Origin of the sequence: Amycolatopsis sp. lyj-90 (assembly GCF_046549035.1) — a bacterium.
Lineage (GTDB): Bacteria > Actinomycetota > Actinomycetes > Mycobacteriales > Pseudonocardiaceae > Amycolatopsis.
Map to the genome: position 1 here is coordinate 668,970 of NZ_JAJPWP010000002.1, position 19,272 is coordinate 688,241.

Annotated in this window: 16 protein-coding genes; 12 read left to right on the plus strand and 4 right to left on the minus strand. The window is 68.2% G+C overall.

The window, feature by feature from the left end; genetic code table 11:
* Nucleotides 1-23 precede the first annotated feature (23 nt).
* Nucleotides 24-2,324 carry an FdhF/YdeP family oxidoreductase gene (locus ACLJPX_RS08835; RefSeq protein WP_410599613.1) on the minus strand — a complete coding sequence of 767 codons (2,301 nt, stop codon included), beginning with the start codon at nucleotides 2,322-2,324 and terminating at the stop codon, nucleotides 24-26.
* Between the two features lie 241 nt (nucleotides 2,325-2,565).
* On the opposite strand from ACLJPX_RS08835, the gene dnaK reads away from it, so the two are divergent.
* From dnaK to ACLJPX_RS08885, 10 genes are all read left to right on the plus strand, one after another.
* Nucleotides 2,566-4,431: a molecular chaperone DnaK gene (dnaK, locus tag ACLJPX_RS08840; RefSeq protein ID WP_410599614.1), complete on the plus strand. Its 1,866-nt coding sequence runs from the start codon at nucleotides 2,566-2,568 to the stop codon at nucleotides 4,429-4,431.
* A gap of 5 nt (nucleotides 4,432-4,436) precedes the next feature.
* Nucleotides 4,437-4,916: a nucleotide exchange factor GrpE gene (locus ACLJPX_RS08845; protein ID WP_410599615.1), complete on the plus strand. Its 480-nt coding sequence runs from the start codon at nucleotides 4,437-4,439 to the stop codon at nucleotides 4,914-4,916.
* Complete coding sequence (locus ACLJPX_RS08850; RefSeq protein ID WP_410599616.1) at nucleotides 4,916-5,818, plus strand: DnaJ C-terminal domain-containing protein; 903 nt, start codon at nucleotides 4,916-4,918, stop codon at nucleotides 5,816-5,818. Before ACLJPX_RS08845 ends, ACLJPX_RS08850 begins: the two co-directional genes overlap by 1 nt.
* Nucleotides 5,815-6,126: a chaperone modulator CbpM gene (locus ACLJPX_RS08855; protein ID WP_410599617.1), complete on the plus strand. Its 312-nt coding sequence runs from the start codon at nucleotides 5,815-5,817 to the stop codon at nucleotides 6,124-6,126. The genes ACLJPX_RS08850 and ACLJPX_RS08855 overlap by 4 nt, the downstream gene beginning before the upstream one ends.
* 2 nt (nucleotides 6,127-6,128) lie before the next feature.
* A complete protein-coding gene (clpB, locus tag ACLJPX_RS08860; protein WP_410600027.1) occupies nucleotides 6,129-8,759 on the plus strand; it encodes an ATP-dependent chaperone ClpB in 2,631 nt (876 codons plus the stop codon).
* Nucleotides 8,756-9,637: a PucR family transcriptional regulator gene (locus ACLJPX_RS08865; RefSeq protein ID WP_410599618.1), complete on the plus strand. Its 882-nt coding sequence runs from the start codon at nucleotides 8,756-8,758 to the stop codon at nucleotides 9,635-9,637. The genes clpB and ACLJPX_RS08865 overlap by 4 nt, the downstream gene beginning before the upstream one ends.
* A gap of 263 nt (nucleotides 9,638-9,900) precedes the next feature.
* Entirely contained in the window at nucleotides 9,901-10,854 is a 954-nt protein-coding gene (gene hchA / locus ACLJPX_RS08870) for a glyoxalase III HchA (RefSeq protein WP_410599619.1), read from the plus strand.
* Between the two features lie 329 nt (nucleotides 10,855-11,183).
* Nucleotides 11,184-12,488 carry a PucR family transcriptional regulator gene (locus ACLJPX_RS08875; RefSeq protein ID WP_410599620.1) on the plus strand — a complete coding sequence of 435 codons (1,305 nt, stop codon included), beginning with the start codon at nucleotides 11,184-11,186 and terminating at the stop codon, nucleotides 12,486-12,488.
* Nucleotides 12,489-12,533: 45 nt separating this feature from the next.
* A complete protein-coding gene (locus tag ACLJPX_RS08880) occupies nucleotides 12,534-12,878 on the plus strand; it encodes a hypothetical protein (RefSeq protein WP_410599621.1) in 345 nt (114 codons plus the stop codon).
* Nucleotides 12,875-13,840: a Dyp-type peroxidase gene (locus ACLJPX_RS08885; protein WP_410599622.1), complete on the plus strand. Its 966-nt coding sequence runs from the start codon at nucleotides 12,875-12,877 to the stop codon at nucleotides 13,838-13,840. The genes ACLJPX_RS08880 and ACLJPX_RS08885 overlap by 4 nt, the downstream gene beginning before the upstream one ends.
* 84 nt (nucleotides 13,841-13,924) lie before the next feature.
* Here ACLJPX_RS08885 and ACLJPX_RS08890 read toward each other — a convergent pair whose 3' ends face one another.
* Nucleotides 13,925-14,545 (minus strand): superoxide dismutase, encoded by a 621-nt coding sequence (locus tag ACLJPX_RS08890; protein WP_410599623.1) that lies wholly within the window; start codon nucleotides 14,543-14,545, stop codon nucleotides 13,925-13,927.
* Nucleotides 14,546-15,095: 550 nt separating this feature from the next.
* Between ACLJPX_RS08890 and ACLJPX_RS08895 the strand changes: the two genes are divergently transcribed.
* Together ACLJPX_RS08895 and ACLJPX_RS08900 are read left to right on the plus strand one after the other, a co-directional pair.
* Nucleotides 15,096-15,611: an OmpA family protein gene (locus ACLJPX_RS08895; protein ID WP_410599624.1), complete on the plus strand. Its 516-nt coding sequence runs from the start codon at nucleotides 15,096-15,098 to the stop codon at nucleotides 15,609-15,611.
* On the plus strand, nucleotides 15,608-16,849 hold the full coding sequence (locus ACLJPX_RS08900) for a polysaccharide pyruvyl transferase family protein (protein WP_410599625.1): 1,242 nt from the start codon (nucleotides 15,608-15,610) through the stop codon (nucleotides 16,847-16,849). Before ACLJPX_RS08895 ends, ACLJPX_RS08900 begins: the two co-directional genes overlap by 4 nt.
* 9 nt (nucleotides 16,850-16,858) lie before the next feature.
* Here the strand turns inward: ACLJPX_RS08900 and dacB are convergent, their stop codons facing one another.
* Together dacB and ACLJPX_RS08910 are read right to left on the minus strand one after the other, a co-directional pair.
* Nucleotides 16,859-18,424 carry a D-alanyl-D-alanine carboxypeptidase/D-alanyl-D-alanine-endopeptidase gene (gene dacB / locus ACLJPX_RS08905; protein WP_410599626.1) on the minus strand — a complete coding sequence of 522 codons (1,566 nt, stop codon included), beginning with the start codon at nucleotides 18,422-18,424 and terminating at the stop codon, nucleotides 16,859-16,861.
* Nucleotides 18,425-18,636: 212 nt separating this feature from the next.
* On the minus strand, nucleotides 18,637-19,203 hold the full coding sequence (locus ACLJPX_RS08910; protein WP_410599627.1) for a TetR/AcrR family transcriptional regulator: 567 nt from the start codon (nucleotides 19,201-19,203) through the stop codon (nucleotides 18,637-18,639).
* Nucleotides 19,204-19,272: the final 69 nt, after the last annotated feature.

A 19,272-nucleotide genomic window follows, 5' to 3' on the forward strand; every position in this document is an offset into this window, starting at 1 on the left:
GGAGCCCTGGTGTCGAGCGGCCCTCACCCGGGAGTGGCGCCGTCCCCCGCCGACGGCCGCACCGTGACGGTGAGGTGCTTCATGATCGGCTGATCGCTTTGCGTGCTGTAGTCGCCGATGGCGCACAACACGTTCATCTCCGGCATGTAGCCCGCCGCGCACCCGCGCGGGATGCCGTAAGGAACGACCTTGTACCGGAACAGGCTCCGGGTGGTGCCGTCCTTGGCGATGCTGGTGATGTCGACCTCGTCGAACTGGCGGAGTTCCCGATCACGCATGTCTTCGGAGTTCATGAAGATCAGCGTGCGGAGGTTCTTGATGCCCCGGTAGCGGTCGTCGTCGGAGTAGATCGTGGTGTTCCACTGGTCGTGCGAGCGCAGGGTGGCCAGCGCCAGGGTGCCCTCCACCGGGACGACGTCGGGCAGCTCGGCGGTGGAGAACTCCGCGCGGCCGGACGCGGTGTGGAAGACCAGTTCACGGGCGGGCTGGCGGATGCGGAACCCCAGCGGGAGACGCACCCGCCGGTTGAAGTCCTCGAAGCCGTCGAGGACCTGGGACATCGTGTCGCGGATCCGGTCGTAATCGTCGACGTAGTACTCCCAGGGCGTGGCGCTCCCGGGCAAAGCGGCCCTGGCCATCCCCGCGATGATCGCGGGCTCGGACCGCAGATCGGGTGACGCGGGCCGTTTCATGCCGACCGACAGGTGGACCATGCTCATCGAATCCTCGACCGACGTGGCCTGGACGCCGCCGCGCTGGTGGTCTTTCTCGGTCCGGCCGAGGCACGGCAGGATCAGCGCGTCCCGGCCGTGGACGAGGTGGCTGCGGTTGAGCTTCGTGCTGATCTGCACGGTCAGCTCGCAGTTCCCCAGCGCCGCCGCGGTGTAGGCGGTATCCGGCGCGGCGCGGGCGAAATTGCCGCCCATCCCGACGAACACGGTGACGTCGCCGCGGTGCATGGCCTCGATGGTGCCGACGGTGTCGAGTCCGTGCTCACGGGGCGGGGTGATGCCGCAGACGTCGCCTAGCCGGTCGAGGAAGGCCGCGGCGGGCCGGTGGTCGATACCGCAGGTGCGGTTGCCCTGGACGTTGCTGTGCCCGCGCACCGGCGACGGTCCCGCGCCCTCTCTTCCGAGATTTCCCCGCAGCAGCAACAGGTTGACGATCTCGCGGACGGTGTCGACGCCGTGTTCGTGCTGGGTCACCCCCAGGCACCAGCTGATGATGCTGCGATCGGCCTCGCGGTACACGCGCGCGGCGGCGCGCAGATCCGCCTCGCCGAGACCGGACTGGTGCTCCAGTTCGGCCCATGAGGTCGCCTCGCAGAGCTCGCGATATTCGGCGAAGCCGGTGGTGTGCCGTTCGATGAACTCCTGGTCGAGGGCCTTCGGATCGGTGCGTGCCTCTTCCAGGACGGCCTTGGCCATGCCGCGCAGCACCGCGAGGTCACCCCCGATCTTCGGCTGCAGGTCCAGGGTCGAGGTCGGTGTCGCGCGGAACGTGGCCATCCTCGCGAAGTCGTGCGGGATGATGGCCCTCGTCGCTCCTGCCTCGACGAGCGGGTTGACGTGCACGATCCGCGCGCCCCGCCGGTACGCCTCCACCAGCGCGGTGAGCATCCTCGGCGCGTTGGAGGCGGCGTTGACCCCGAAGATGAACAGCGCGTCGGCGACTTCCCAGTCCTTGAGGTCGACAGTGCCCTTCCCGGTGCCGAGCGCCGCCCGCAGTGCCCGGCCGCTGGCTTCGTGGCACATGTTCGAACAGTCCGGCAGGTTGTTCGTGCCGAGTTCGCGGGCCAGCAACTGGTAGAGGAAGGTGGCCTCGTTGCCGAGCCGCCCCGACGTGTAGAACGCGGCGCGGTCCGGGGTGTCGAGCCCCCGCAGGGTCCGGCCGATCAGCTCGAAGGCGTCCTCCCAGGAGATCGGGACATAGCGGTCGGTCTCCCGGTCGTAGCGCAACGGCTCGGTGAGCCTCCCCTGGTCCTCCAGGTCGAAGTCGCTCCAGCCGGCCAGCTCGGTCACGGTGTGGGCGGCGAACAGTTCGCGGCCCGCCCGTTTGCGGGTCATCTCCCAGGTGACGTGCTTGATGCCGTTCTCGCAGAGGTCGAGGTGCAGCCCCTTGGTGTCGTCCGGCCACGCACAGCCGGGGCAGTCGAATCCGCCGTTCTCGTGGTTCATCTTCAGGATCGCTCGCGGCGCGTCCACGAGCTCACCCTGGCGGAGCACGAAGCCGGCGACGCTCTTCGCCGCTCCCCAGCCCGCCGCCGGATGGTGATACGGATGGAACTCCGGTTCCCGATGCTCGCCGCCCCTGTCGCTTCCCACCCGAGAACAGGAACACGGGAAAAAGAAAAATCGGAAGACAAGGGCACGATAATCACACGATCGCGTGATTATCGCCGCATACTCGATTCCTGGAGGTAACTTCCTCCGGCACGGGTTCCACGAAGCCGAAGAACAGAAGATTTCTCTTACAGAGAAGGAAAAACACGGGTCATCGGCGATACATCGAGAAACTCGATGAATACCGTTGAGAACACCTATCGATCCCCGAAGGGAGTACCTTATGGCGAAAGCGGTCGGCATTGATCTGGGCACCACGAATTCGGTGATCGCGGTACTGGAAGGCGGTCAGCCCGCGGTCATCGCGAACGCCGACGGAGCCCGGACGACCCCCTCGGTGGTGGCGTTCACCGACCAGGGTGAGCGGCTCGTCGGCCAGCTAGCCCGGCGGCAGGCGATCCTCAATCCCCAGGGCACGATCTCCTCGGCCAAGCGATTCGTCGGCCGCCGGTACGACGAGGTCGCCAGTGAGCTGGACGCGGTCTCCTACGACGTCGTCCCCGGTCCCGACGGCGCCGTCCGGTTCGACGTCCGCGGCAAGCACCACGCCCCGGAAGAGGTGTCCGCGCTCGTCCTGCGCAAGCTCGTCGACGACGCGTCCAAGTATCTCGGCGAGAAGGTGACCGAGGCGGTGATCACGGTCCCCGCCTACTTCAACGACGCGCAGCGCCAGGCCACGAAGGACGCCGGGCGGATCGCCGGTCTCGAAGTCCTGCGGATCATCAACGAGCCCACCGCGGCCGCGCTCGCCTACGGCTTGGACAAGGACCAGAGCGAGACCGTCCTCGTCTTCGACCTCGGCGGCGGCACCTTCGACGTGAGCATCCTCGACATCGGCGACGGCATCGTGGAGGTGCGCGCCACCGCCGGTGACACGCATCTGGGCGGCGACGATTTCGACCGCCGCGTCGTCGACGAACTGGCCGAGGGATTCCAGCGGGACAACGGCATCGACCTGAGGACGGACCCGCAGGCGTTGCAGCGCCTGTTCGAGGCCGCGGCGAAAGCGAAGGAAGAGCTGTCGTCGGTGAGCCAGACGACGATCAACCTGCCGTTCATCACCGCGGACGCCGCCGGGCCCAAACATCTGAACACCACCCTCATGCGTTCGACGTTCGAACGGATCACCGCCGACCTCGTCGCCCGCTGCGAAGGCCCGGTGAAGCAGGCGATCGCCGACGCGAAACTCACCCCGAACGACATCGACGAGGTGATCCTCGTCGGCGGTTCCACCCGGATCCCCGCGGTGCAGGCGATGGTGCGGCGGCTCGCCGGCGGCCGGGAGCCCAACATGACCGTCAACCCGGACGAAGTCGTCGCCCTCGGCGCCGCCGTCCAGGCGGCGATCATCAAGGGCGAGGCCAAGGACGTCCTGCTCCTCGACGTCACCCCGCTCTCGCTGGGCATCGAAACCCTCGGCGGCGTGATGACCGCGGTCATCGAACGCAACACGACGATCCCGGCCCGCCGCAAGGAAGTCTTCAGTACCGCCGAGGACGACCAGTCCGCTGTCGACGTCGTCGTGCTGCAGGGCGAACGCGAACTCGCCGCAGACAACCGGGTGCTCGGCCGCTTCCGGCTGGAGAACATCCGCCCCGCCCCGCGGGGGGTACCGCAGATCGAAGTCGTCTACGACATCGACGCCAACGGAATCCTCGACGTTTCCGCGCGGGACAAGGAAACCGACGCCGAACAGCGCATCACCATCAGCGAGAGCTCGAACCTCGACCCCGCCGACATCCAGCGGATGGTCGCCGACGCCGAACAGCACCGCGCCGAGGACTCCCGGCTGCGCGAACTGGTGGAGGCCCGCAACACCCTCGACACCGCCGCCTACCAGGTCGAGCACCGGCTGGAGGAACTCGGGCAGGACGTCGCGGTCCACGACAAGGCCAGGGCGGAAATGCTCGTCGGGGACGCCCGCGAGCTGCTGCGGGAGGACCAGCCGCCGCTCGACCGGCTGAGGTCGTCGACCAGCGAACTGCAGCAGCTGTTCCACGGGCTGAGCGCCGTGTCCGCGGAACCGGGCGGGGCCAGGCCCGATGACGACGACGATGACGTGGTCGACGCCGAATTCACGACCTCCTGACCACCATGACCATCGAGGAGACCGAACCCCAGGACGAAACGGCCGAACTCCGCGCGAAGGTCGCCGATCTGGAGAACCGATGGCACCTCGCCGTCGCCGACTTCGAGAACCTGCGCAAGCGCACCGAGCGTGACGCGGATCAGCTCGGCTTTCTCGAACGCGCCAAGGCCGCCGCCGAATGGTTGCCGGTGCTCGACAACCTCGACATGGCGCTGGCGCACACCGGAGCGGACCCCGGAGCGCTGATCGCGGGCCTCGAAGCCGTCCGGGGCCAGGCCGACGATGTCATGGCACGGCTGGGATTCCGCCGCCAGGACGACCGCCCCGGCGTCTCGTTCGACCCGGAGGCGCACGAGGCGGTCAGCGTCGTCCCGGCACCGGACAGCACGCCGGGAACGGTCGTCGCGGTCGTCCGGCCCGGGTACGGCGCGGGCGAACGGCAGTTGCGTCCCGCCTCGGTCGTCGTCGCGAAAGGGGCGGACTGATGGCGAACGAAGACTTCTACCGTGTCCTCGGCGTCCCCAGGACCGCCGGCGAGGACGAGATCCAGCGCGCGTACCGGAAACTGGCGCGGAAATACCACCCCGACATCAACAAGGACCCCGGCGCCGAAGATCGGTTCAAGGCGGTTTCCGAAGCCTACGAAGTGTTGTCACGGCCGGAGACCCGCCGGCGGTACGACGCGTTCGGCGCCGACTTCCGGCAGGTACCCGAGGACGTGGATCCGGAGACCTGGGCCCGGGCGAACGCACGCCGGGCACCGGCGGGCGATCAAGCGCGGTTCGGCGACGACATCGACCTCGAAGAGATCTTCGGCGGGCTGTTCGGGCACGGCGGTCCGCGGCGCCGTGGCCCGGTACCCGGCGCCGACCAGGAGGCGGGGCTCGAACTCGGCGTCGAAGAGGCCTACCGGGGCGGGCGGCGATCGATCACCTTGCCCGGCTCCCGCACGATCCAGGTCGACGTCCCGGCCGGGGTCACCGACGGCGGCCGGATCCGGCTCGCGGGCCAAGGCGGACGAGGCGGTGAGGGAGCACCGCCCGGCGACCTGTACCTCGTCGTCCGCCTGACCCGGCATCCCCGGTATCGCGTCGAGGGCCACGACATCTCGGTGGACCTCCCCCTGTCGCCTTGGGAAGCAGCCCTCGGCACCACCGTCACCCTCGACATCCCCGGCGGCGAGGCCAAGATCCGCATCCCCGCCGGGACTTCGAGCGGCAAACGGCTACGCCTGCGGGGGCGCGGTTTCCCCCGCGGCCGGGGCGAGCCGGGTGATCTCTACGCCGAAGCCCGGATCGTCGTGCCCGCCGAACTCACCGACGAGGACCGGCGCCTGTTCGAACAGCTGGCCGCCACCTCTTCCTACGACCCCAGGAGGACGCCGTGAGCTACGCGCTCGTACGACGACGCGACGGCGGCCCGCACGCCGATCTCCCGACGTTCGCGCACGCCACCGGGCTCCACCCGGATCTACTGCGCCGTCTTGCGGTCCTCGGCCTGCTCGACGCCACCGCGGACCCGGCCGGGGAACCGTGGTTCCCGCTCGGCCAGCTCCCCGCGGCGGCCCGGCTCGAACGGCTTCGCGCCGGTCTCGGCCTGAACTACGCCGCGCTGGGCCTGGTGGTCGATCTGCTCGACCACATCGCCGACCTGGAAGCCGCGCTTCGCGCGCACTCCCGACGCAGCGGAGGATGACCATGGACCCGCAACGGCTCACGCAGAAATCCCAGGAAGCGCTGCACGACGCGCAGACGAAGGCGCTCCGCCACGGGCATCCCGAAGTCGACGGCGAACATCTCCTGCTGGCCCTGCTCGACCAGGCCGACGGGCTCGCACCGCGGCTGCTGACCCAGGCCGGAGCCGATCCCGATCGGCTCCGGACCGCGCTGGAGACGGAACTTTCCCGGCGACCGAAGAGCAGCGGCCCCGGCGCCGCGCCAGGGCAGGCCTTCGTCACGCAACGACTGTCCCGGCTGCTCGACGCGGCGGACCGGGAAGCCGTCCGGCTCAAGGACGACTACGTCTCCGTCGAGCACCTGATGACCGCGCTGCTCGCCGAGGGGGCGGGCAGCGCGGCCGGACGGCTGCTCGGCGCCCAGCACCTCACCCGCGACAAGTTCCTCCAGGCGCTGACCACGGTCCGGGGGAACCAGCGCGTGACCTCGGCCATGCCCGAAGTCACCTACGAGGCGCTGGAAAAGTACGGCCGCGATCTGGTCGCCGACGCCGCGGCGGGCACCCTCGACCCGGTGATCGGCCGCGACGCCGAAATCCGGCGAGTGGTGCAGATCCTGTCCCGCAAGACCAAGAACAACCCCGTGCTCATCGGGGAGCCGGGGGTCGGCAAGACCGCGATCGCCGAGGGGCTCGCCCAGCGCATCACCCGCGGCGACGTCCCCGAAGGCTTGAAGGGCAAGACCGTCTTCGCGCTCGACATGGGCGCGCTGGTCGCCGGGGCCAAGTACCGCGGCGAGTTCGAGGAACGCCTCAAAGCCGTCCTGAACGAGGTCAAAGCCGCGGAAGGGCGGATCCTGCTCTTCATCGACGAACTCCACACCGTCGCCGGGGCCGGGGCTTCCGACGAGTCCTCGATGGACGCCGGGAACATGCTGAAGCCGATGCTCGCCCGGGGCGAGCTGCATCTGATCGGCGCGACCACCCTCGACGAGTACCGCAAGCACATCGAGAGCGACGCCGCCCTCGAACGCCGCTTCCAGCCAGTGCTGGTCGAGGAACCCTCGGTCGAGGACGCGATCTCGATCCTGCGCGGCCTGCGGGAACGGCTCGAAGTGTTCCACGGCGTGACGATCCAGGACGGGGCGCTGGTCGCCGCGGTCGTGCTGAGCCGCCGGTACATCACCGACCGGTTCCTGCCCGACAAGGCCATCGATCTCGTGGACGAGGCGTGCGCCATGCTCCGCACCGAAATCGACTCCATGCCCGCCGAACTGGACGAGCTCTCCCGGCGCCTTACCCGGCTGGAGATCGAGGAAGCCGCCCTGGCGAAGGAAACCGACCCGGCGAGCAAGGCTCGGCTGGCGGATTTGACCCGGGAGCTGACGGATCTGCGCTCCGAAACCGGCGCGATGCGGACCCGATGGGAAGCCGAACGCGCCGCACTCCAGAAAGTGCAGCACCTGCGCGGCGAGATCGAGCAGGTCCGCCGCGACTCCGAAACCGCCGAACGCGACTACGACCTCGACCGGGCCGCCGAACTGCGGCACGGCAGGCTGCCGGAGCTGGAGCGACGGCTGGCGGGTGAGGAGGAACGGCTCGCGAGCCGTCAGGGCGGCGACCGGTTGCTGCGCGAGGTCGTCACTGAGGACGAGATCGCCGCCGTCGTCGCCCGCTGGACCGGCATCCCGGTGCGACGGCTCCAGGAAGGCGAACGCGAGAAGCTGCTGCGGCTCGACGATCTGCTCCACGAACGCGTGATCGGCCAGGACGAGGCCGTCCGGCTGGTGGCGGACGCGATGATCCGCGCCCGCTCGCGGATCAACGATCCCCGGCGGCCCGTCGGTTCGTTCCTCTTCCTCGGTCCCACCGGTGTCGGCAAGACCGAACTGGCGAAGGCGCTGGCGGCCAGCCTGTTCGACACCGAAGACAACATCGTCCGCATCGACATGAGCGAGTACCAGGAGCGGCACACCGTCTCGCGGCTGGTCGGCGCCCCGCCCGGGTACGTCGGGTACGGGGAAGGCGGTCAGCTCACCGAGGCCGTGCGCCGCAAGCCGTATTCGGTCGTGCTCTTCGACGAGATCGAGAAGGCGCACGCCGACGTGTTCAACGCGCTGCTGCAGGTCCTCGACGACGGCCGGATGACCGATTCCCAGGGCAGGACGGTCGATTTCCGCAACACCGTCATCATCATGACCTCCAATATCGGCGCCCCGTACCTCGTGGACGGCGTCACCGCGGCCGGCGACATCGAGCCTGCCGCCCGGGAGGCCGTGTTCGCCGAGCTGCGCGGGCATTTCCGGCCGGAGTTCCTCAACCGCGTCGACGACATCGTGCTGTTCACTCCCCTGACGGAACCCGAGACCGAACGGATCGTCGAGCTGATGCTCGGCGGGCTGCGCGTCCGGCTGGCCGAACAGGGCATGACTCTCGAGGTCACCGAAGAGGCCCGGCGGTTCATCGCGGAACAGGGCTACGACCCGGTTTACGGCGCCCGCCCGCTCCGCCGGTTCATCGCCCGCGAGGTCGAGACCGGTATCGGCAGGGCCTTGCTCGCGGGCGAAACGGGCGACGGCGGGGCGATCCTCGTTTCGCTGGACGACGGCGAACTCCGGACCACCTTCCGGGCGTCGGCCGGGACACCGGCGTGAATTCCGGTGAACTCCTGGCGTGGGCCGAGGAGCGGCTGCCCCGGTTGATCGACGACGTGCACGCCGCGGTCCGCGCCCGCATCGGCCTCTACCGCGACGAAGGGGTCGTGCCTCCCGCCGATCTGCGCGCTTCCCTCGCGCACACCCTCGGTTGCCTGGTCGGGGTACTCGGCGGCACCGAAGGGGCGTGCGATCTCACCGTGCTGGACGAGACGGGCCGCCGTCGCGCGCGCCAGGGGGTGCCGCTGCCGGAGGTTCTGCAGGTCCATCGGATCGGCTGCACCATGCTGTGGGATCTCCTGGCGGACCACGCACGCCCCGGCGCTGTCGACGTCCTCGTCGATCTGGCGGGCCTGCTGTGGCGCGCCACCGACGATCACGCGCTGCGGCTCACCGAGGCGTACCGGGCCACGAGTGCCGACCTGCTCGTGGCCCGGCAGGTGCGCCGTTCGGCGCTGGTCGACGCCTTGTTCACCGGGCAGCGGGTGTTCGACACCGGCCCCGGGGAAACGGGCAAGCTGCTCGGTCTCCCGCTCGACGGGAAACTCGTCGTGGTCGCGGCCGAGACCACCGCCCTGGCCGAGGAAAGCCTCGTCGGCGTCGAGCGCGGGCTCGCGGGCTCCCGGATCGTCTCGGCATGGCAGCTCACCCCGACCACGCAGGCGGGCGTGGTGTCGTTACGGGACGACCAGTACGACACCATGCTCGTCGTCCTGCGCGAGGCGGCCGTCGCCCGCACCGGTGTCAGCCCGCTCTACCGGTCGCTGGCCGAAACGCCGCACGCCCTGCACCTGGCACGAACCGCCCTCGCCGGGCTCCGGCCGGGCAGGCGTGCGGTCCGGGCGTTTCCCGCAATCGGAGGACCGTCGCCGGTTTGACCACCGCGGGCTCCACCGGTCGGCCGCGACGGAACTCCCGCATTCGTTTCGATCGGCATCACCCTCGACGACGAGGCGATCGATGTCGCCTTCACGCGAGGCCGGCCGGCGGAAGGAACCGAGTCCGAAACCGGAAGCGATAGCCGATTCTCATCCAATAATCGTGAACCTCGATCGATTCGGCCGATCCCCCCTCACCCGACGCCGATTCCCTCATTCGACAGTGAGTTGTAGAACGTATGAATCGTGGTTACGGTGAGCGCGTGGCAGGCACGGCGACGGTGCCGCCTCCGGCGATGAACTTCGAGAGACGACAACGAAAGCAGGTGCACGGGATGCCGTCCGATCCAGCCGACGTGTCCAGGAAACCCCAGCCGGACGAAGCCGAGGACAACGCCTTCTTCCCGTCACCGTATTCACTGAGCCAGTACACGGCGTCGAGAACCGACTTCGACGGGGTGCGGCACAAGGGGGAATACACCGGCGGCAAGTGGAAGATCCTCGTGATCGCCACCGAGGAACGCTACGTCCTGCTGGACAACGGCAAATTCTTCTCCAGCGGCAACCATCCGGTCGAGATGCTGCTTCCGTTGCATCATCTCGTCGAGGCCGGTTTCGAGGTCGATGTCGCGACCCTCGGCGGCAACCCGGTCAAACTCGAATTGTGGGCCATGCCGAACGAGGACGAGGCCGTGCTGGGCACCTACGAAGCGCTGAAACCCAAGCTGAAGCAACCCAAGCACCTCACCGAGGTCGTCGCCCGAGATCTCGGGGCCGATTCGGACTACCTCGCCGTGTTCATCCCCGGCGGGCACGGGGCCGTCGTCGGCCTGCCGACGAGCGAAGCAGTGGAAAAGACACTGGACTGGGCGCTGTCGGAAGACAGGTTCATCATCACGTTGTGCCACGGCCCGGCCGCGTTGCTGGCCGCCGCGCTGGGCAAGACCGAGTCGCCGTTCAAGGGCTACTCGGTCTGCGTGTTCCCCGACGCCCTCGACGAGGGCCCGAACATCGACATCGGCTACCTGCCGGGCCACCTGCGATGGCTCGTGGCCGATCTGCTGGGCAAGCAGGGTCTGACGATCCTCAACGACACCATGACCGGGATGACCCACCGGGACCGCAATCTGCTCACCGGCGACAGCCCGCTCGCCTCGAACGACCTCGGCCGACTGGCCGCCGACGCCCTCATCGAGGCCGTGCGGACCAGGGCGTAGCAGCCGTCATCCCGGTCTCGTCCTCCGTGTCAGCGGAGACGTCGTTCCTCTTCCTCTTCAAGACGCTGTTTCTCTTCTTCGCTCCGCTCTTCTTCTTTCTCGATTTTCTCTTCGCGTGGCGATTTGTCGGACATTACGTCAGTATATGACGACCCGGCTGAAAGAAGCTCGCCAACTCGTCGGTGTCGCGACCGGAAATCATCGGCATTGCCACTGAACACATCGAGAAAGCCGATCAATCCACTGGAGGTAGTTCCCCATGGCGAAAGCGGTTGGCATTGGCTCGGCACCATGAATTCGGTTCTCGCGGTTCGCCACCCGGCGTCCGGATGCCGTTCGGCGCCGTGACCCGGCCCGGTCTCGCCACCGGCGAGCTCACCATGACCGGCCGGAATCCGGACCTCGGGAAAAGCACCGATCGGATTTCGTCGATCACCCTTGCCGCCTTGGTGGAGTGGGCCGGATCGCGGCTGCCGCGTCTCGTCGACGACGTGTACGCGACCGTCTGCGAGCGCATCGACCTGTGTCGCGACGAGAAGATCTTCCCGCGCGCCGACCTGCACCGGTCGATCGCGGTGAATCTGCGTTCCATGGTCGACGCGCTGGCCAGGGGCGGGGACCCGGATCAGCACATCCTGGAGGAGACCGGCGCCCGTCAAGCGCGTCAAGGCGTGCCGCTGCCGGAAGTGCTGCGGGTCCACCGGATCGCCTGCGGGATGCTGTGGGACCTGCTCGTGCGGTACGCCCGCACGTTCGCGCCGGACGAGACCGCGGACGAACTGGTCCGCGTCGCGAGCCTGCTGTGGCAGATCGCCGACGGCCACGCGGTCCGGATCACCGAGGCCCATCGAGCGGCGAGTGCCGAGTTGGTCACCTCCCTGCATCAGCGGCGTTCCGCACTGGCCGAAGCCCTGCTCACCGACCAGCGTGCCTTCGGCGCGGGACCGTGGGAAGCGGGCCGCCTGCTGGGGTTCTCGCTGGACGGCGAACTCGCGGTGGTCGCCGCGGAAACACCGAGTCCGGACGGGGAGGGCCTGGCCGGCGTCGAACAGCGCCTGGCGCGGCTCGGCATCGTCTCGGCATGGCACCAGACGCCGACTCAGCAGGCAGGCGTCGTGTCACTGCGCGCGGAGCAGTACGACGAGATGCTGGCACTGCTGAGGAACGTGACCAAGGGCCGGACCGGCGTCAGCCCGCCGTACCGGTCGCTGACCGACACGCCTCGCGCGCTCCATCTCGCGCGTGCGGCCCTCGCCGGTATCCGGCCGGGCAGGCGTGAGGCCCGCGCGTTCGGAACCAGTCCGCTCGCCGCGCTCGTCGCCTTCGACCCGGACGAGGGACAACGGCTCGCGGACGAGGTCTTCGGTGCGGTGCTCGACCTCCCCGCGGAGGAGCGCGATGTGCTGCTCGAGACGCTGGAGACCTACTTCTCCGTCAGTGGCTCGTCCGAACGGGCGGCGCAGGTTCTGCACTGCCATGCCAACACCGTCCGGTACCGGCTGCGCCGGATCCACGAACTGACCGACCGGTCGTTGTCCGAACCACGGGAGGTGGCCGAACTGGTGACCGCCCTCCAGGCACTGAGCCTGAGCTCGCCGCGCCATCTCGGCGCGATGTTACTCAACGAACGCTGAAGTCCGGTTTGCCTCGAACCTTTTCCTCTAAACCCGGGAAGTGTCATGAACGAGAAGAACACGATCACCGCCAAGACCATCGGCACCCCGCAGGGCGGGTTGTTCGACAACCCTTGGCCTCCCGACTTTCCCGCTGTCGGCCAGCGCGTCGCGATCTTCGCGTACGAGGTGACGAAGGTCGACGGGGAAAGCATCGGTGACATCCGGACCTTCCACATCGGACTGGCCGAGACCGCGTCCAGTGGCCCGATCGGGACCGAACACGAACTGCCGCAAGGCGTCGCGGCCGCCTGGCGCGGCTGTGGAACCGGCACGGTGGTCCGGGTCTCCGACTCCACACAGCGTGAACGCACCTGCGAAGTGACACCAGAAGACGCGGGACTGTTGTGACCGAGCTGGAATGCCTCGCCCAGCCCGTTCTCGCGCCGTTGACCGAAAGCGCGATGTTCCTGACCCTGACCATGAGGACAGGGGGAGAGCCGGCCGTACACGACCTGCTGCCGGATCTGGCGGGGATGATCCGGTCGGTCGCGTTCCCGCTGCCGAACGAGCATCTGACCTGTGTGCTGGGCATCGGCGCCGCGGCGTGGGACCGGCTCTTCAGCGGTGAGCGGCCTGCCTCGTTGCACCCGTTCCGCGCCTTGTCCGGTCCCCGGCACCAGGCGCCGTCCACCCCCGGAGACCTCTTCCTGCACATCAGGGCGACGCGGCCGTATCCGTGCTTCGAACTCGCGCGCCGGGTGGTGACCCGGCTCGGCCCCGCGATCGTGGTGGAGGACGAAACGGTCGGGTTCCGCTACTTCGATCGCCGGGATCTGCTCGGCTACGTCGACGGCACCGAGAACCCGGGCGGCCGTGACGCCGAAGTGGCCGCCCTCGTCGCCGGGCAGGACCCCGGCTTCGCCGGCGGCTCCTACCTGATCGTGCAGAAGTACCTGCACGATCTGGCGAAGTGGACCGCGCACCCCGTGGAGGAGCGCGACCGGGCGGTGGGCAGGCATCTGGCCGACGACGTCGAGATCCCAAACGCGGAGAAGGCCGTCGATTCCCACGTCGCGCTCACCACGATAGAAGACCCCGACGGGACCGAGCACAAGATCATGCGGGACAACATGCCGTTCGGGTCCATCGCCCGCGCCGAGTACGGCACCTACTTCTGCGGGTACGCCGCCGATCCGGAGGTGATGGAGCGGATGCTGTCCCGGATGTTCCTGTCCGAGCGACCGGACCGGCTCCTCGAAGTGTCCACCGCGATCACGGGTGCCCTGTTCTTCGCACCACCGGCCGGTTTCCTGGCCGATCCTCCCCCGCTTCGCGCCGACAGGACCGGTGCGTCGAACGGGACCGGCTGATCGGCTCCGCTCAAGGGAGCCGTCCATTTCGCCCGGAGGAAGGCATCGCGGTGTTCGTCCCGCAGGTGTTCGGCGTCATCAGGTCTAGAGGATCAAACCGGCGGTGACGATGAGCGCGCGTTCCCAGCGAGCGGAGACGTCCGCCCAGTCGACGATGTTCCAGAACGCCTCGATGTAGTCCGCTTTGACGTTGAGGTAGTCGAGGTAGAACGCGTGCTCCCACATGTCGAGCAACAGCAGCGGCACGATCCCGACGGGCACGTTCGACTGCTGATCGAACAACTGGAAGACGGACATCCGCCGCCCGATCGAGTCCCAGCCGAGGACGGCCCAGCCGGAACCTTGAATACCGGCCGCCGTCGCCGAGAAGTGGTCCCGGAAAGACTCGAAGGAGCCGAACTGGTCCTTGATCGCCGCCAGGAGGTCGCCCTCGGCCCGGCCGCCCCCGTACGGCGACAGATTCGCCCAGAACACCGAGTGATTGGTGTGCCCGCCGAGGTTGAACGCGAGGTTCTTCTCGTGGAGGTTCACCGCCGTGAAGTCCGCCTGCGCCCGGGCCTCCTCAAGCTGCTCCAGCGCCGCGTTGGCACCGTCCACATAGGCCGCGTGATGCTTGTCGTGGTGCAGCTCCATGATCCGGGCCGAGATGGCGGGTTCAAGAGCCGAATAGTCGTAGGGCAGGTCCGGCAGGATGTACACAGGCACGCGTTCCGTTCCTTTCGTAGTCCGCGAACGTCTTGCCGAAACGCTCGTGAAGGTGGGAAGTCACCAGAACCCGGCCGGCACACGGAACCGTCGCCGGGGGTCTTGACCAGAATCGCCATCTGGCGCAGGAGGCCCGGTCCGTGTCGATCGAGAATCGCACGGGCTTCCTCGTGACGACAGGCGATGCTCGGGAGGAACAAAAGTTCTTGTTCCCGGCGACAGCGCCCGCCCGCATTTCGCTCGCCGAATTTGATATTCACGAATAACCTCGTCACCCGGCCGGGCAAGAATGCCCGGTAGCTCAATTGGGTGGACTTGCCGCCTTCGCGCAGCCACGTCAGGGGTCCTCTTCGCGCACGTCAAGACACCTTTCTCCTGGTCGGCACGGTTTCACCGGACCATGGAATCGCGTGCCGGACATTGGTCACACTCGATCACGGTTGGCGCTTTGTGCTCTTTCGTGTTCGGATCCCTGACGTCAGCAAAAGCAGGCAAAGCCAAAGGGAGTTCAAACTTCATGCGCAGGACAATTGCCCGGACAGTGACGGGTGTGGCGATCGTGGCGGGCCTGGTCACCGCGTGCGGCTCCGAGGGTGAGAACGGTGCCGCCGGGACATCCGGGACGCAGGGAACCGCTTCGAGTGCGGCGACCGCGCCGTCGCCCGGCGACGGAGCCCCGGCTTCCTCGGGAGCCGGCACCGGGGACGCCGCTCAGACCGGTGGAGAAGCGGCACAGAAGGTGACAGCGGCGATCCAGCAGGCGATCCAGCAGTCACCGATCACCTTCACCACGGAAAGCGCCGAGCTGTCCGAGCAGAGCAAGTCGGCACTCGGCGAGATCGCCAAGGCCTTGCAGGGCAACGACGTCAAGATCGCCGTCGCCACCCACGCGGGTTACCCCGACGCGGAAAAGTCCAAGGCTCTCTCCGAAAAGCGTGCGGAAGCGATCACCGCCGTCCTCGAAGGAGCGGGCGTGGCCAAGGATCGCGTCAAGAACGAAGCGACGGGCAACGAGAAGGCACAGGGCGATCAGGCGTTGGACACGCAGATCAGCGTCGTCCAGTGACCTTCGGCGGACGCGTGGGTGGGCGATTCGCTTCGTCCGCCCACGCCCCGCGTCGGCGCTGCCATTATCTGATCGGCCCGAACGGCTTTCCCAACTTCGGTGACGAGCTGATCGCGGCGACGTGGTTGCGTTATCTGGCCCGGACCGAGCCGGAAGCCGATGTCTGGCTCGACACCCATTCGCCGGGACCCACGCAACTGCTGCTGAACGAGCTGCACCCGCGTCTCCGCTGCACGGACACCCTGTGGCGGCTGTGCGGCGAGGCGCCGTCGGACGATCCGTGGGAAGTGGCGCGCTGGGTGCAGTCGGCGGTGAACGATCCCGGCCTCGCGCCGCGGTGGGACGCGGGAATCGACCTGCTCGGCCGGACCGACGTGGTGCACCTGATCGGCGGCGGTTACCTCAACGCGTTGTGGCCGCGGCACATCGGGCTGATCGCGGGCGCCGCGGCCGCCGCCCGGCGGTCGGGGGCCCGCGCGGCCATGACCGGGCAGGGGCTGACTCCGTTCCCGGCCGCTGCCACCGACCTTCTCCGGTCGCTCGCCGACCGTTTCGACGTCGTCGACGTCCGCGACGATCCGTCGGCCGACCTGCTCACCGGGGTCGTCCGTACCTGTGACGACGTCTTCCTGGAGCCGTTCGAGCAGCCGCCCGCCACGCAGGCGCGCGAATTCGTGCTGTGCGTCCAGTCCGACATCGGCGACTTCGAACCGCCCGTGCTGGCCGCCCAGGTGCTGGGGCTGCTGCGGTCGTGGGAGGTCCACCCGGAGCAACTCGCGGTGGTCGAAGGGATTCCGCGGATCGACCGCGCCGTCCCGGCGTTGCTGGAACACGAACTCGCCGGTGCGGAGTTCCACCCGTTCCGCGACGTCTGGCGCAACGGCCTGCCGGTGTCGTCCGGGCAGACCTGGATCTCCAGCCGCTACCACCTGCACCTGGTCGCCGCGGCGGCAGGCGCGACAGGTCTCGCCGTCAGCGTGTCGCGCGGGTATTACACGCCCAAACACCGCAGCCTGATCGACCTCGGTTCGGGCTGGACGCCGTTCGACGCCAAGGCCGGCGGGACACCGGACCGGCCGACCGGTACCGGGTTCCCGCCCCATGTCCTCAGACGGTGCCGCGAGCTGAAACTCTCGGTCGCGCAGGCGGTGTACGGCAACCGGGCAGCGGAGGAAGCCCCGGCACCTCCCCCGGCACGACGCCTCGCGCTGCGCTCGTGGCGAGCGAGATCGAGCTGACTTACGGGGTCAACAGGCCTTGAGCCAGCTGCACTCCAGATCCCGCGCCGGGTTGTCCCCCCGGGACAGGTCCTGGACGGACGGGAACCTCTCGGTGCCCGCGGCGGTGTACTGCGCGAGCCGGATCGCGACGGCGTCTTCCACCTGTTTCGCGTTCACGCCGAGAAGCTGGTTGCCGATCATCGAGAACACGAGCTCGGTGCCGTCCGCCGCGGTGACATAACCGGACAAGGAGCTGACTCCGGTGAGTGAGCCGGTTTTGGCCCGCACCTTGCCTTCGGCGACGGTCCCGCGCATGCGGTTGCGCAGGGTGCCGCCGACGAGCCGGTCCGCCGCCCCGGCCACCGGCAACGCGGCGGCGAAGTGGGCGGCCCAAGGCTCGTTTCCGGCGACGATCAGCAGCGAGCTGAGCTGCTCCGGTGAAACCTGGTCCATCCGGGACAAACCGGATCCGTCCACAACGGACAGTCTGACCGGATCCAATCCCAGACCACGTAAAGCATCGCTGATCGCGGCCTGCCCATCCTTCCAGGATCCGGTCCGGCCCGACTTCCGGCCCGCCGCCTTCACCAGCGCCTCGGCGTGCATGTTGTTCGACAGCTTGACGAACGGCTTCGCCAACTCGGAAAGCGGCATCGAGTCGCGACGCGCCAGCTCGCGGGTACCCGGCGGCGTGACACCGGTCTTGTGGCCACCGGCGACCCGGATCCCATGCCGCGCGAGCGCGTCGAGGAACACCGACGCGGCGAGACCGGTGGGCTCCCACACCGCGAGGTAGCTCGACACAGGCGCGGCGCCCGACGGAATGGAGCCGGTCACGGTGAACGTGTTCCCCCCGTGCTCCCGGTCGACGGTGACGGTGGGCGAACCTCCAGCCCGACCGGTCACCGCCGAGTTGACCACGCGCACGTATCTGTTCGGTGGCACCACATCGACACGGGCTGAAGCACCTTCGGCACCGGGGCTGACCTTCACCACGACGGAGCCGGAATCGAAGTCGGTGTCCGGTGCGATGGTCAGACCGGAGGTCTGCGCACTGTAGTAGAAGGGCTCGTCGTCCCAGGCCCAGCCGGTGCCGAGCCGGACGCCGTCGAAGAAACCGTCGTCGGCGATCAGCTTCCCGCGCACCAAGCGGATTCCGCTCGCCGCGACCTCGGCCGCCAGCCGGTCGTAGTCCGCCGCGAGCGTGGTCGGATCACCGCCGCCGGTCAGGTACAGATCACCGGAGAGTGTCGCGCCCACCCTGATGCCGCGATGGCTCACCGAGGTGGTGAACCGGTGATCCGGCCCGAGCACCTCCAGCGCCCCGGCCAGAGTGAGAAGCTTGACATTGGACGCGGGCTGGCGGCGACGGTCGCCCGCCCGGGTGTAGAGCGTCTCTCCGGTGTCCGCGCGCCGGACGACCAGTCCGATATCCGAGCCGGCGAGCTGCGGCGCCCCGAGGATCGTGTCGAGATCTTGGGCGAGCGGGTTGTCGATTCTCGCCGCCGAAACACCCGGAGTGTTCACCACGGCGGCGGCCAGCATGGCGACCAGCGCGAGCCGCCCGAACCTCGACCTCAGAACCGCCTTCATGTCGATTCCTCTCACGTCACCGCTGCCGGGCGGACCTATCAAGCTAACATCCGGCAAAGAGGTTCTCAACCAGAATCACGCATCGTCGATTCATCAAAAGTTTCGATACTTCGAGCAGATATAACTCGGCGATAAATTACTCACGCCGCAGAGTTCGGATTCTCCATTGATCGACTATGCAGTTACAAGCCAAGGGGGGTGCGTGGAACGGATCAGCTCTTGCTCATGCGCAGGATCAAGGCGACCGCGTCCTCCGAGGGGGCCGCTGGCGTCAGAACCTCCTGGAGTAGCAGGCCACGAATCGCGGCGATGGTGACGGTGGCCGTGGTCAGCGCTTCCTTGGCGCCGGCCCCTTCGCGTTCCGCGAGTGAGGCCAGCATCTTGGTCAGGTCGTCGAGCGAGTCGATGAACTCACGAAAGTCCTCGGGGCTGTACGCGGCGAGTCCTACGACGTGGAAGAAGCCGCGGACACGCGACAGCTGCTCCGGACGGGTGTAGGTCCGCCAGATCGCCACGACGAGGTCGTCGAAGGTGCCCTTCCGGGCGGCCTCGAAAAGCGCCTCGTTGTCCCGAGATCGCTGCGCCTTGAGCATGGCGGCCAAGACGCCCGAGAGCGACCCGAAGTGGTACCGCAGGAGGGCGTGGCTGGTCTCGGCCCGGGCGGCGACCTCACGGAGCGACACCTCCGGTGAAGGAAGAGCCTCATCGAAGGCGTCGAGAAGCCGAGCCAGGAGGCGCTCGCGTGCGTCGCCCTTGCGTTCCACGCTTGACAAGATCACTCCCGCAGTTTATCCATTGGAAAAGAAGACGGTGCCGTGGTGCGTCACACATGGTCGCAGCCGGCTCGC

Excerpts from the sequence above, each read along its gene's own strand:
- dnaK (WP_410599614.1), top strand. The coding sequence starts at position 2,566 with ATGGCGAAAGCGGTCGGCATTGATCTGGGCACCACGAATTCGGTGATC.
- ACLJPX_RS08845 (WP_410599615.1), top strand. The coding sequence starts at position 4,437 with ATGACCATCGAGGAGACCGAACCCCAGGACGAAACGGCCGAACTCCGC.
- ACLJPX_RS08850 (WP_410599616.1), top strand. The coding sequence starts at position 4,916 with ATGGCGAACGAAGACTTCTACCGTGTCCTCGGCGTCCCCAGGACCGCC.
- clpB (WP_410600027.1), top strand. The coding sequence starts at position 6,129 with ATGGACCCGCAACGGCTCACGCAGAAATCCCAGGAAGCGCTGCACGAC.
- ACLJPX_RS08875 (WP_410599620.1), top strand. The coding sequence starts at position 11,184 with ATGCCGTTCGGCGCCGTGACCCGGCCCGGTCTCGCCACCGGCGAGCTC.
- ACLJPX_RS08880 (WP_410599621.1), top strand. The coding sequence starts at position 12,534 with ATGAACGAGAAGAACACGATCACCGCCAAGACCATCGGCACCCCGCAG.
- dacB (WP_410599626.1), bottom strand. The coding sequence starts at position 18,424 with ATGAAGGCGGTTCTGAGGTCGAGGTTCGGGCGGCTCGCGCTGGTCGCC.